Genomic DNA, 14,125 nt, shown 5'->3' with positions numbered 1-14,125 from the left:
AATGCAAAAACGTGTTTTGATCAGACTGGCCCTATGTATGATGCTGCCGCTTTTCGTACAGGCGGCAAACAGGCAGCAACAGTATGATGTGGTAGTGTACGGCGGCACCGCATCCGGCGTTATGGCCGCCATCACTGCCGCCAGGGATGGCTTACAGGTAGCCCTTATAGAGCCTAAACAACATGTAGGCGGTATGGTATCCGGTGGTTTATCCGCTACAGACCTGGGCCGTAAAGATGTAATTGGCGGTTATGCAAAAGAGCTGTACCGGCGCTGTGGTAAATACTACGGCTTAAAAGATACGCTGGCCTGGTTCCCGGAACCGCATGTGGCAGAGCAAATGCTGAACGATATGCTCCATGAAGCCAAAGTGACCGTATTCCTGCAACACCGGCTCAAAGAAAAAGGCGGCGTGAAAAAGAAAGACGGCAGGATCACGGAGATCACCATGGAGAATGGCGCTGCCTTTACCGCAAAAGTATTCATTGATGCTACTTATGAGGGTGATCTCATGGCCTTTGCCGGCGTGTCCTATATCGTAGGCCGCGAAGCGCAAAAACAGTATGATGAATATTCCGCCGGTATCCGTGATGGCGCTGGTTTCCGTTCCGCCTATGAGAATGGCAAATTGCTGCCAGGCATATTACCGGCCGCTCCCGGTCATGTAGGCGATGGGGATAAGAAAACGCAGTCCTATAATTTCCGTCTTTCCCTCACCAATAACCCGGCTAATAAGGTACCCTATCCCAAACCCACGCAGTACGATCCGGTCCGTTATACGGAGCTGTATACGTCTACGATGGACGCTATCGAAAAGCTGGGTGCGGCAGCCGCTGCGGCCAAACTCTTTCCCGGTATGGGCAAGATCCCCAATAGTAAAGTAGACTTGAACTCCGCAGACTATGTAGGTGGCAACTGGGATTACCCGGATGGGTCTTATAAACGCCGCGCAGAGATCTGGCAGGACCATATCAACTACGTGATGGGTTATGTGTATTTCCTGGCCAATGATCCCCGTTTACCGGAAGCATTCCGCCAGGTATTTAACCAATGGGGTTTATCAAAAGACGAATTCACAGACAACAACAACTGGCCTTATGAGCTATATGTGCGCGAAGCCCGCCGTATGACCGGAGACTGGGTGATGGTCCAAAAGGATGTGGTGGAGGAGCTGCAGAAACCTGATCCCATTGGCCTGGGCTCTTATGGCCTGGATGTGCACCGCGTGCAGGGCTATGCCAATGAAAAAGGCATCCTTAAATACGAAGGTGGCCTGCAACGCACAGAGCCGGAACGTATGAAACACATCCCTTACCAGATCCCTTATCGTGTGCTGTTGCCAAAAAGAAAAGAGGCAGCCAATCTGCTGGTAACCGTATGTATCTCCGCCAGCCATGTGGTATATGCCACCATCCGTATGGAGCCGCAATACATGATCATGGGACAGGCCGCCGGCGAAGCAGCTGCCCTGGCAGTAAAAGGCAATAAAGCCGTACAGGATGTAGATACAAAAGCACTGGGCGCCGCACTGGCGGCACAGGGCGTTAAACTGGAATCAAAGATCAAATCCGTGAGCGACCTGCCCACACCCGCATCGATAGATTGATAGATAAAATGAGAGCTGCCCTTTTATTGGCGCTGTTCTGGCTGCCGGCCCATGCTGGCTGGTGGCCGGAACAAAAGCCACCGGAAACCATCGTCACCGTCCGTATCCAGCATACAACCGATATACGTGAAATGAACCTGGCACAGTCCATAACCGGACTGGCAGCACAGGCCCTTAACGAAGGCCTGTCCACAGAAGGCGTATGGATCCAGACCGCTAACCCGGATTACCAGCAATATTACCACGCGCTGGTTAAGCGCTTAAAGGCCAAAATGGCCGGCCAATTCAACGTCTGGCAACTGGTGGACCGCTATAAGATCAGGGGCATCATTAAAGGATATATCTTGTACGATGGCCGCCAGGCAGATAATTCCATCAACCTGGCCACTATATATGCAGCGTTGAAGAAAGGCATATTAGTAGATGTAAGCCAGGAAGCGCAGGCGCAAGCTAAAGGGCTGTCAAAACTCTTCGATGCTACCGCCGCTAACCTGGATGTCGCTGCTGTCAATGCATTACTGCCACAATTGAATAACCGGCTGCTGGTCATTGCCAATCCTGCATTCTCCAATAACCGGGATTATGCTATTGCGCATAAAAGCATGGTGTATTATGGGGTAGATAGTTTATTGAACACCATCCTTAATTGGGTAGCGCCCCTCTCTCCGGTAATTGGCTGGAACAAAGGAGAGGAGTTTAAACATATAGCGCCCTGTACCCGTTATGGCCTGATCAATACCGCGTCTGACTGGTGTATGAACTTAGCGCTGTTATCCATCCCTGCTGCAGGCCCGTTGCCACAGGTACGCTCGCTGAACCCGCGGACCATCAACTGGAAAAAGACCGGCAACTATCACGCTTTTGTAATGAGCGATGGCGATAATATGCAATGGGCTTTTAGCGGTTTCCTCCATGAAAGGGATTATTGGGCCAGCCCGGATAATGCGGTGATCCCTATGTCATTCACTACCTGCCTGGCCAATCTTTCCCAGGCCGGCAGCGATGTATATAACACACTGGTAAAGACCCAACCTGCGCACACCTCCGTGGTGGAGTACGGCGGCGGTTATTACTACCCGGACCTTTTTGCTCAGTCCCGCCCGGAGCCGGCAAAACTGCTCCGTCGTTATGCCGCCATGATCAATGAGCAAATGCAACGCAGCGGGGCTAAAGTATTCGGGTTCATTTGCCGTGATCTGAATAGCCCGGCAGCCATGGAGGCCTACCACATCTATGCGGAAGAAATAGACGGGCTTACGGGCATGATAGCCGTACAATACTCCCCTTATAACAGCGGCTATGGAAAGGTATTCTGGGTGAAGAACAAACAGGGGATAGAGATCCCCGTAGTAACCTGCAAATACCAGCTATGGGCCAATCTGCCAAAACCAGGCTCCGGTAATCCAACAGCGCTGGCCGGCTGGATCAATGAAGACAGCCGTTCATCTGGCAAGGATGATCCCGCCTTTAGCTGGACCATCGTACATGCATGGTCACGCTTTAGCGATAGTACCGGGCACCAGGGCCTCATAAAGGGCACAAAAACGGGCAACAGAGGCGTTACGCCTGTCCGCTGGACCAAAGACCAGATTGACCACAACACCCAACTGGTGTCACTGGAAGAGCTGTTATGGCGCATGCGTATGCAACATAACCCAACAGATACACGAAAGTTATTGACTACTATCTACCATGACTAAAGACACAAAAGCAAAACACTTACTGTCCATTCCTGTAATCGTTGCGGCCCTGGGGTATTTCGTGGATATCTACGACCTGCTGCTCTTCAGCATTGTGCGCATACCCAGCCTCAAAGCATTACAGGTAGCAGATAACCAGTTAATGGAGCAAGGTATGTACCTCATTAATATGCAAATGGCCGGTATGTTGCTGGGCGGCATATTATGGGGCGTGATAGGGGACAGGAAAGGCCGTTTGTCCGTATTATTCGGCTCCATCTTATTATACTCGCTGGCCAACATCATCAACGGTTTTGTTACCACCGTAGATCAATACGCCATGCTGCGTTTCGTCGCCGGCGTAGGCCTGGCAGGGGAGCTGGGCGCAGGTATTACCCTGGTAGCAGAGATCCTGCCAAAAGAGATACGCGGTTATGGCACTACCATCGTTGCCTCCGTAGGTGTGCTGGGCGCTGTGCTGGCGTATTTCGTAGCAGACCTCTTTAACTGGAAGATCGCCTATTTTATTGGCGGCGGACTAGGCCTGGCGCTATTGGTGCTGCGCTTTAATGTATTTGAGTCCGGCATTTTTAAACAGGTAAAACAGGAGAACAAACCGCGCGGTAATTTCTTCGCCCTCTTCCGTTCCCGTAAGATCTTTTTCAAATACCTGCGCTGTATTATGATAGGCTTGCCTATCTGGTTTGTGATCGGTATCCTCATCACCTTCTCACCGGAATTTGGTAAGGCCGTTGGCCTGGTGGAACCGGTACTGGCCGGTAAAGCCGTGATGTGCTGTTATATAGGCCTTTCATTAGGTGATATGAGCAGCGGCCTTTTAAGCCAGTACCTGCACAGCCGCCGCAAAGCGGTGCTGGTGTTCGTATTGCTCACCTGCCTGGCCATAGGCCTGTACCTGGTACAACGCACCCAAAGCGTCATGTTGTTCTACGCGCTTTGCCTGCTGCTGGGATATGCCATCGGCTATTGGGCATTGTTTGTTACCATTGCGGCGGAGCAATTTGGTACCAACCTGCGCGCCACCGTGGCCACTACGGTACCCAATTTTGTACGCGGTAGCGTGAACATATTTACGCCGGCTTTCCTGCTGTTAAAAACGCATACCGGTATTACCGGCGCGGCCGGTATTGTAGGTATTACCACCATAACGCTCGCATTGCTGGCGGTATGGAAAATGGAAGAAACCTTTTCCAAAGACCTGAACTATTCAGAATAAAAAGCATCATCATGATAAAGAAACATCTATCGCTGCTGGCGCTGGCCATTACGGTGGCAATAGCGGCCAGGGCGCAACAGGTATATGACATATGTATCTATGGCGGTACTTCCGGCGGCGTAATAGCTGCCTATACCGCAAAGAAAATGGGTAAATCGGTATTACTGGTAGAGCCGGGCCGGCGCCTGGGCGGCATGTCCTCCGGTGGCCTTGGGTATACTGATATTGGCAACAAATACGCGGTAACCGGTCTGGGCCTGGATTTTTACCGCCGGGTAGGCCGTCATTACGGCCAGTTCGAAGCCTGGATCTTTGAGCCGCATGTGGCGGAAGATGTGTTTATGCAATACATCCACGAGGCGAATGTGCCGGTGCTGCTCGAATCCCGGATCGTATCTGCGGAGAAAAAGAATGGTATCATCCAAACAATAAAGCTGGAGAACCCGGCTACGAAAAAGATCACGGATGTCCGCGCGGCTATTTTTATCGATTGTTCCTATGAAGGTGACCTGATGGCAAAAGCCGGCGTATCTTATATGGTTGGGAGGGAGGCTTCCTCAGTGTATAATGAATCTTATAACGGTGTACAGGTACAGCCGCCTGCCGTTCCGCAGCATGGCAACCAGGTACCCGATGGCGTAGACCCGTATAAGATACCCGGCAACCCATCCAGCGGGCTGTTATGGGGTATCAGTAACGCAAAGCTGGCGCCCATTGGCAGCGGCGATAAACACGTGCAGGCCTATAATTTCCGGATCTGTCTCACCAACGATCCGGCTAACCGTATTCCCATCACCCGTCCGGAAGATTATGATCCATCCCGGTACGAACTGCTGCCGCGTTACATTGCCCGCCTGCATACGCAGAACGATATCCGCGAGATCCTGAAGTTTGACCTGATGCCTAATCACAAAACAGATATCAACAACGGCGGCGGTTTCTCCACAGATATGATAGGCATGAACTGGGACTACCCGGAAGGCGATTATGCCACCCGTGCGCGTATACAAAAACAGCATGAGCTGTATAACAAGGGGCTGCTCTACTTTATTGGCCACGATCCCCGCATCCCGGACAGCATCCGCCTGTTTATGCTGGATTGGGGTTATCCTAAAGATGAATACCAGGATAATGGCAACTGGAGCCCGCAAATGTACATCCGCGAAGCCCGCCGTATGATAGGCGCATACGTAATGACGCAATCCAACTGCGAACGCAAAGAAATTGTACAGGATGGTATTGGCATGGCGGCCTACGGCATGGACTCTCATAATACGCAGCGCCTGGTCATGAACGGCATGGTCAAGAATGAGGGAGATGTAGAAAAAGGCGGGGCAGGGCCTTATCCTATTGCCTATCGCGCGCTTACCCCCAAAGAAAGCGAGTGTAAGAACCTGCTGGTACCGGTATGTTTATCTGCCAGCCATATCGGTTACGGTTCTATCCGTATGGAGCCGGTATTTATGGTGCTGGGTCAGTCCGCCGCCATTGCCGCCAGTTATGCAATAGACGCACATAGCTCCGTACAGCAGGTAAATGTGCCTAAGTTACAGGCCTTCCTGGCGGCCAACCCATTGATGAACGGCGCCACGCCGGAAATACTGGTGGATAATGACGATAGTGCGCATGTACAGGTGACCGGTAAATGGTCCCTGAAAAAAGGTGGTACCTATGGGCCTTCTGCCCATTACTCCGCTGTTAATAAGGAGCCTAAATCAATAAAATTCATTCCTGCCATAAAAAAGGCCGGTAGCTACGATATATACACATATGTGCTGCCTAAGATGAATGATCTTGCACCAACTACCGCTGTTACGCTGTCGGATGGCCAACACGAAAAAGAAGTATTGATCAACATGAAGGAGATCACTGTAAACGGGCAAACCACGGGTGAATGGGTACACCTGGGGAAAATGAGCTTACCGGCAGGTAATACTGCCAGCGTGACCATCTCTAACAAAAACGCCACCGGCGTGGTAGTAGCGGATGGCGTGTTGTTTATACCAGCTGAAAAATAAGGCTAACGTTTAGTGTGTGCCTGCACTTTTGCCAGCAGACTGCCTTTTTCATAGCCCACCCAGGTATCCAGTATTTTCCCCTCGGGGGAGATCATTACATAATGAGGTATGCCATTGATCCCGTACCGGGCGGCAATACCTGCCATACCCTTGCCATCACTTAGGTTTATCCAGGTGATGGCTTCTCTTTCAGAGCCTGCTTTCCAAACCTGTTTTTTTGTATCTACATTCAGGCTGATAACGGTTAGCTGATCCTTCAGGGAGTCTGATAGTTGCTTCAGTTCCGGCATAGCCATAATACAGGGGCCGCAGCCGTCGCTCCAGAAATCCAGCAACAGGTATTTGCCTTTGTAATCTGCCAGGTGGTGTAGCTTGCCCTGCAGGTCCTTAAAATCAGCGTCTGCCAGCGCTTCTCCTTTTTTCACCACCACCGGGGGGTATAGTAACACGTATACCTCCTGGCCTGTGACACTGGCCCGCTGCTGTTTGTTAAGACGCTTGTATAAAATAATGGCCTGTTCCCGCAAAGCTGGCTTGTCCCCATATTTGGCGTCTATGGCAACATTTTTCAGCTTCTTCAGCCAGATGGTGGAAACGGCCGTTTGCTGCATGATGGCGATCTCCCTGGTTTCGATCTGGGTAGAGACGGCGCTGCTCTTCGCGTCTACGGAATCTATGGCCGCTTTCAGCTGTTTCTTCCGTTCGGGGCTTATATTATCTTTAAGTATTTCTCTAAACAATTGTTTGCGTACAATGGTCAATTGCTGCCATTGATCCAGGTAGGCAGCAGTAGCGGCAGTATAATGGGTCACTTCCTGTTGTTCTTTCACCGGGCTTTCTACCTGCCAGGTCTTTACGAGCTTGTTATGGCCACTTATTTTTATAACAGCGCCGGGGGCTACCCATACGTCCAGCCACACAGAAGGGAACTCCTCGCTGTTTCCCATGATCATAAAAAGAGCGGTTTCATCCGTGCTGCCGGTAAAGGAAAATGCCCCGTTTTTAATGGTGTCTGAACTGACGGTGGTTAATACGTTGCCATCGTTCCGCAAAAGGGAAATAATAGTGCTGTCCGGTATGCCGGTCAATTGACCGGTGATGGTATACTTTCCTTGTGCATAGGCGCCTGTGGCAAAAAGCAGGGATACGAAAAGGGAGCTGATGAGTTTCATGAACTAAATATAACACATTACCCTAACGCCTGTATTTTCTGGGTAATGATCTTTTGATCAGCGGTGGATTTAGCCATTTGCAAGGCCTTTTCAAAATGCTGCCGGGCCTTGTTATTATCTACGCCGGTATACAATTCCCCCAGCAGGGAATAATACAGATGATGATTGTCCAGCTGCAGTTTCTCCGCCTCTACAATGGCTTCTGCTTTTCCGTTGGCTTTAGAAAGGGCAAAGGTGCGGTTCAGCGCCGCCATAGGGGAGTATTCCAGTTGTAGAAGATGGTTGTACAGCTGCAGGATCTGCTCCCATTTCTCAGTGGTATCTTCCTTAATGGTATGCCAGTAAGCAATACCGGCTTCCAGGTGGTATTTGGAGAGCTCATTGCCTTGCGAGGCCATATTCAGGTAATATTCGCCCTGCATGATCAGCTGGTGATCCCACAGGCTTGTATCCTGGTCATTATACAATACGGTCTCGCCGCTGGCATCTGTACGCGCCTCAAACCGGGACGACTGGAAACACATCAGCGAAAGCAGCGCGTTTACTGGCGGCAGGTTAGTGCTGGGATTCTCCAATAGCAGAATGGTAAGCCGCATGGCTTCCATACAAAGGTCTTTGCGTAAAACGGTATTCTGACTGGCGGAGTAGTATCCTTCGTTAAACAGCAGGTACAGGGTGCGCAGCACCATCTCCAGCCGTTTATTGATCTCTGCTTTACCAGGAAAGGCAATGGCGATATTTTCTTCCCGCAGTTTTTCCTTAGCACGGAACAGGCGTTTGTTGATGGTCTCCTTATTCGTTAAAAAAGCGTCGGCAATTTCCTCTATCCCAAAACCGCAAAGGATGCGTAGGGCCAGGCCTATCTGCGATTCTGCGGGAATGGAGGGATGGCATACCGCAAACATCATCTGCAGCTGGCTGTCCCGTATATTCTCATCAGAGAGGTCTATATCAGTATCAGGGATCTCCTGTTCCGGGGTAATGAGCAGTTTCGCGGTTTTTTGGTGTACCGCCTCATGTTTAAGCAGGTTCTTTGCTTTGTTTTTGGCTACGGTATATAACCAGGCCACGGGATTTTCCGGCAGCCCCTTCAGTCCCCAGGTTTCCGTAGCGGTAAGGAAGGTATCGCTTACAATATCTTCCGCTATCTCCATATGCACAAAGCCAAAGTGTTTACACAACACAGCGGCGATCTTCCGGTATTCTGTCCGGAACAGGTTGGGGATCAGTTCGTTTCCTTCCATAAAACTAAAAGCCTTTGTAATACCATAAAGATAGTATTACAAAGGCTTTTTATTACTACATCAATGGGCTGATCTCCCGTACTTCTACGCTGCCGCCAAAATTAAAGATGGGGCATCCCTTGGCCATTTCTGACGCTTCCTCCAGGGATTCCGCTTTTACTATCGTATAGCCGCCTATACTTTCCTTCACCTCTGTATAGGGCCCGTCCGTAACAAGATTGGCGCCACGTACCACCGCGCCGGTACGCTCCAGGCGGTTGCCGCGGTCTGCCAGCTTCTGCTGTGCGGCAATACCGCCAATCCAATCCATCCAGCGTTTGGTCATTGCCTGCATCTCTTCAGGTGAAACCTGGGGCATATTCAAATAATCTGCTCTGAATACAAAAAGGAAGTCTTTCATCTTGTTAAGGTTTTAATGTTTTAATATCAAATAACAACCACACTACAACCTCACTTAGCGGAATTGGACAACTCCGGCAAAATATTTTCTGTGTTTGCAAAATAATATTAAAAATCAATTCATTACCCTTAAAAGATAGGTGAATCAGCCTGCCCTCAACCTAGTTCTTAGCAAACTCGCCGGATGCCTTGAACGTCACTTCATCACTCAGCAGGGGAGCGCCAAACTTACTGCCAAACCCCAATACAGAGCGTTTAATGTACCGCTGGCTATAAATCCTGCGCTGGGCTGGTTGGTCTGCGGGTTGGTAACCGTGCCGCGGTACTGCAGGTCAAATGTTACCGATTTGGTCACGCCATGCAGCGTCATGTTCCCGGTTAGCGTGTAGTGGCCTTTATCCATGCACAGGGCTGGGGTAGACAATAAGTAGGTCTGCGCCAAGTAAAAAATTATAATTTTAGCCTGTCAAATACAGCTGCAAACATGTCCGGACAGTTTCTCACACACCTGAAGAATAGGGTTCCATCTTTCACACCGGCGGAACTGGAGGAGGTAATGGCCGCTTTCAGCATGAAAAAGGTCAAAAAGAAACAATTCATCATCCAGCCGGAGTTTGTGGCCAAATACCGTAATTATGTGCTGGAGGGCGCCTTCAGGGCCTATGTAATAGACGAAAAAGGAGAAGACCATACCATTCAGCTGGCCATAGAAGATTGGTGGATCTCTGACTACAATAGCTATGTATTCCAGCAGCCGGCTACCATGTTTGTTGTCGCGCTGGAAGACAGTACCATCCTGCAGATAGATTACGAAAGCGAAAAAAGGCTCAAAGCGGTCAATCATAAATATGAAACGCTGTTCCGTATCATGGCGGAACGTTCCGCCGCCTACCAGCAGCGCCGGGTGATCGCCAACCTCACACAATCCGCAGAAGAACGGTATACCCTGTTCCTTGAAAAATATCCGCAAATGGTGCTGCGGGTTCCCCAATACGCGCTGGCCTCTTACCTGGGCATGACCACAGAATTCCTCTCCCGTATCCGCAACAATAAACTGAAGAAAAAAGGTTGAACTACATCAACCATATTTCCTGATCTGGTTCATTTTTAATGGCTGCCATTCCCGGCAACTTTGCAATAGAAACTCAAACAAAAAAGCAAAGATCATGTCAGGAAAATTAAATAATAAGGTAGCCGTAATTACAGGCGGCAATAGTGGTATCGGTTTGGCAACAGCTAAGCTGTTTGCGGCACAGGGCGCTAAAGTAGCCATTACCGGCCGGCGTCAGGATGCGCTGGATAAAGCGGTGGCCGCCATAGGCCATGGCGCTATTGGTGTACAGGGCGATGTGGCCAATCTGAAAGATATTGACCGCTTATATAAGACCGTGCAGGAGAAATTGGGTAAGGTGGATGTGCTGATCGCCAATGCGGCAGTATATGTATTAGGCGCGCTGGGCGATTTTTCAGAAGAGATGTTCGATAAAGTGAGCGATATCAACTTCAAAGGCGCTTTCTTCACCGTAACAAAATCATTGCCCTATCTGAATGATGGCGCTTCTATTGTGCTGGTATCCTCCGTGGTAGCAGATATGGGCGTAGCTAACCATGCGGTGTATGCAGCCTCCAAAGCGGCGGTGCGCTCATTGGCCCGCAGTTTTTCCGCAGAGCTTATCGGCCGTAAGATCCGCGTAAATGTGCTTACCCCCGGCCCGGTAGATACCCCGGTATTTGATACGGTAGCTGCTTCCAAAGAGGAAGCCCTCGCTATGCGCGATGGGATGGGCGAGTTCACGCCCCTTAAACGGGTAGGTACGCCGGAAGAGCTGGCCAATGCAGCCCTGTACCTGGCCTCAGATGAATCAGCCTTTATGGTAGGCGCAGAGCTGCTGATAGCAGGCGGCCTGGGTTCCCTGTAACTAAGGCGCCATCCGGATACTGACCGCATGACTGTTCCTTAATTTGACAGCCTGCGCATGCGTAGCCGGCGGCAGCAATTGCACGTCCTCTATGCTGGCACTGTCCACATCATCCAGGAAAAGTGCATACCTGCCGTCTGGCTGCTCATACCGGAAGGAACACTGGTGGATGCTAAGCCCTTTTACATGCCGTGCCCACAGGCCATAGGAGGGCTGTACCTTCAGATCGCCAATATTATACTGGCCTACGCCCAGCTCTGGCGGTGATTGCAGCGTATCTGCCGCGGGATGCCCGCCTTTATCCGTGATATGTACATCGGTAAACGATACGTTGGTAATATAACCGGTATGCCGTCCGTCCGGCAACCTGAAATCCAGCCCGCCATTTACTGCTGCTGCATCCGGCAGCGCATAACCGGCAATGATAGAAGTGGCTTTTTTCTGAGTGCCATCATAAGCTTTCCACCGGTCGCCCCGGAATGAGCTGCCGCCATATACTTCCGAAATATCTATACCATTGATAAGGATGTTTTCCACCTGGCCAATGGCCACATTCCGGATCAGCAGCTCATTATGTTTTCGGCCATCTTCCGTAAACGCATATTTACCGGCTTTTGCGCCCAATATGCGGCCCCTGTTAGAGATAGAGATAAAGAACGGGGCAGTGGTCCGCAACATCCTGGAGCGGGAGTGGATGGGGCCTGTATGCCCGCAGTTAAGATGTATATCCTTTACGTGCGCGCCATCATTGGTGGAGATGGAGAAGCCTGCTTTATTGGCGCCCAGTACATAGATATTATCTACGCAGATATCCATAATATCATCCGCTGTTTCAGATCCTACCTGGAACAGGTTACAGTTCGTATCCCCGATCACGTTACGTACCCGGTAATGACGGGCAGGCCGGGTGAAACCCAGTGAGCAATCCGATCCCGGTTTTATGATATCATCCGCGCTTACCCTGGAGTAGATATTGGTCACCGTTACCTCGTTACAGGCCATAAAATCAAAAATATCGCGGGCATTGGAAGGATTATCCTTTCCCAGCCAGGTATCGTGCATAGAGATCGTATCTGTGCCGGTGGCCAGCAGTACAAAATGACCAGCCTGGTCTATATGCAGCATATTGTCCGTATCGGTAGGGCCGTTTATATAAAAGGGAACATCCTTAAGGGAATCATACCACAGATCATGCGGGCGGTATAAACCACCTATCTCCAGGTTGGTGCATAGTTTTAGCACAAACATTTTGTCTGCCCGGCTATCAGGTGCATTGTTCATCACCTTATCGCCCGTTACCAGGTTCTTATTACCGCTGATGCGGCCATTGCCAATGATCTTTACATTATCCAGCCGTTCGCCAAAGAACATGGCATTCCGGAAATAATGATGGCCCACATCCTGTTTGGTAAGATAGTTCTCCGGATCCGCATAAGGACCAATGTCTGTAGGGGAGAGGCCGGAGCGGTACCGCCAGTCGCTGAACCAGGTGGTCTCCGGCGCATCAGCGCCTTTCAGCGATTTGATGGTTGCGTCTTTATCTATATACAACCATACATTGCTTTGCAGGTGAACGGTCCGTACATTATAGACGCCTTTACTGAAAAGCAAAGTACCGCCGCCTATGCTGTGCAGGTAACTGATAGCAGTATTGATCTGCGCCGTATTATCCTCTCCATCCGCCCCACTGGCGCCAAAACGTTTGATATCCAGCGGCCCGCTATGATAATAAACAGCGTTAGAATATCCTTTACGCGGCCCATCCTTTACCTGCAAACGAAAGCTGTACAGCTGCGCCGGCCGGAGCCCACGGATCTGCGCCTGGCCATTGTCAGCCTGTGTAGCAGTCCTTACCCAATGCCGGCCGCTGTCTGTAGATTGCTGCAATTTTACCATGCCTTTGCCTGCTGTCCACCGGAGATGAACGTCTGCAGTTTCGTGGTAAGGCGTGCGCTTATCCGGTACCCGTTCCAGGTCGCTGATCGTGCGGACAGCCATTAAGCTAACGCTGACGGGTGCGCTCTGTAACCTGTCTGGTTGCGAAGTGGTATAACTGGCACGGATCGTATAAGCGCCCGGTTTAGTAAGTGTAACGTTTTTTATCAACAGCAATACATCCGTGCCATTGGCCGGCCGGAGATCGAGATGCTGCAATGTAACCAACTGGCCGCCATCGCTGCCGGGTGTAATCGTCGCGTTGCCTACCCGGGTATAGGGGTATCCAATACCGGTACGGCCAATGGACTGTGTGGCCAGGTCCTTTAACAGCACAGTACCCCGGCCAATCACATTCACCATCGTATGCTCCATCGTAGCAATGACGCCCGGCGGCAGGTATAGCTGTACGGTAACATCCGGACTGCGTTGCCCGGCGGTAAAATGGAGCGTAATGTCTTGCGGGGTATTAAGGGTGATGGCAGGCCGCGTTGCGGTGAGCGTGCCGCCCAGGGCCATTGCTTGTACCAGCACATAATAACTTTTCACTCCCGGATGATGATTGGCGGTAGGTTGTGTTACCAGCCGGTCTCCCGTTACCAGCGGGCCGGCTGCTTTAGGTGTACCATGGGCATCCGTTACAGTATATCCATCTCCCATCTCCTGTAACAAGGCTTCCACTGTTGTAATAGTGCTTACCAGGCCGCTATCTTCCGGCGTATCCACCGTATACCGGTAAGTACGGCCGCTAACGACCACCACGGTATCATTAGAGATACGGGCAATATGTGGGCCTCCATATCCAGGTACATAAAAAGCCTCCGCAGTGAGGGTAATACATAGCAGCGCCATAAGGACCAGCCGGCGCAGGAGCGTTAGTCTCATTAGAAAGTATTATTGATGATGACGTGGCGTG

General features: G+C 50.7%; 11 protein-coding genes. 6 read left to right on the top strand and 5 right to left on the bottom strand.

Features of this window, described 5'->3' with window-relative positions; translation table 11 throughout:
* Position 1: 1 nt before the first annotated feature.
* The 4 genes from F0L74_RS22405 to F0L74_RS22390 are packed head-to-tail and all read left to right on the top strand — an operon-like array spanning position 2 to position 6,540.
* The gene (locus F0L74_RS22405; protein ID WP_149840148.1) at positions 2-1,606 is read left to right on the top strand and encodes an FAD-dependent oxidoreductase; all 1,605 of its coding nucleotides are present in this window, start codon (positions 2-4) and stop codon (positions 1,604-1,606) included.
* An 8-nt stretch (positions 1,607-1,614) separates the two neighbouring features.
* A complete protein-coding gene (locus tag F0L74_RS22400) occupies positions 1,615-3,306 on the top strand; it encodes a GxGYxYP domain-containing protein (protein WP_149840147.1) in 1,692 nt (563 codons plus the stop codon).
* Complete coding sequence (locus F0L74_RS22395) at positions 3,299-4,522, top strand: MFS transporter (RefSeq protein WP_149840146.1); 1,224 nt, start codon at positions 3,299-3,301, stop codon at positions 4,520-4,522. The genes F0L74_RS22400 and F0L74_RS22395 overlap by 8 nt, the downstream gene beginning before the upstream one ends.
* An 11-nt stretch (positions 4,523-4,533) precedes the next feature.
* A complete protein-coding gene (locus F0L74_RS22390; RefSeq protein ID WP_149840145.1) occupies positions 4,534-6,540 on the top strand; it encodes an FAD-dependent oxidoreductase in 2,007 nt (668 codons plus the stop codon).
* 2 nt (positions 6,541-6,542) lie between these two features.
* Here F0L74_RS22390 and F0L74_RS22385 read toward each other — a convergent pair whose 3' ends face one another.
* From F0L74_RS22385 to F0L74_RS22370, 4 genes are all read right to left on the bottom strand, one after another.
* Positions 6,543-7,712 carry a TlpA disulfide reductase family protein gene (locus tag F0L74_RS22385; RefSeq protein ID WP_149840144.1) on the bottom strand — a complete coding sequence of 390 codons (1,170 nt, stop codon included), beginning with the start codon at positions 7,710-7,712 and terminating at the stop codon, positions 6,543-6,545.
* 17 nt (positions 7,713-7,729) lie between these two features.
* A complete protein-coding gene (locus F0L74_RS22380; protein WP_149840143.1) occupies positions 7,730-8,956 on the bottom strand; it encodes an RNA polymerase sigma factor in 1,227 nt (408 codons plus the stop codon).
* A 55-nt stretch (positions 8,957-9,011) separates the two neighbouring features.
* Positions 9,012-9,356, bottom strand: coding sequence for a YciI family protein (locus F0L74_RS22375; protein WP_149840142.1), 345 nt, complete (start codon positions 9,354-9,356; stop codon positions 9,012-9,014).
* Positions 9,357-9,563: 207 nt separating this feature from the next.
* Positions 9,564-9,797 carry a YceI family protein gene (locus F0L74_RS22370; RefSeq protein WP_149840141.1) on the bottom strand — a complete coding sequence of 78 codons (234 nt, stop codon included), beginning with the start codon at positions 9,795-9,797 and terminating at the stop codon, positions 9,564-9,566.
* A 42-nt stretch (positions 9,798-9,839) separates the two neighbouring features.
* On the opposite strand from F0L74_RS22370, the gene F0L74_RS22365 reads away from it, so the two are divergent.
* The gene (locus F0L74_RS22365) at positions 9,840-10,427 is read left to right on the top strand and encodes a Crp/Fnr family transcriptional regulator (protein ID WP_149840140.1); all 588 of its coding nucleotides are present in this window, start codon (positions 9,840-9,842) and stop codon (positions 10,425-10,427) included.
* Positions 10,428-10,521: 94 nt separating this feature from the next.
* A complete protein-coding gene (locus F0L74_RS22360; protein ID WP_149840139.1) occupies positions 10,522-11,274 on the top strand; it encodes an SDR family oxidoreductase in 753 nt (250 codons plus the stop codon).
* Here F0L74_RS22360 and F0L74_RS22355 read toward each other — a convergent pair whose 3' ends face one another.
* Positions 11,275-14,094 (bottom strand): endopygalactorunase, encoded by a 2,820-nt coding sequence (locus F0L74_RS22355; protein ID WP_213087052.1) that lies wholly within the window; start codon positions 14,092-14,094, stop codon positions 11,275-11,277.
* Between the last annotated feature and the right edge of the window lie 31 nt (positions 14,095-14,125).

Origin of the sequence: Chitinophaga agrisoli (genome assembly GCF_008386695.1) — a bacterium.
In the GTDB taxonomy this organism is placed as follows: Bacteria; Bacteroidota; Bacteroidia; order Chitinophagales; family Chitinophagaceae; genus Chitinophaga; species Chitinophaga agrisoli.
Note: the sequence above shows the minus strand (reverse complement) of the source record. Positions and strands in the feature narration are given on the sequence as shown.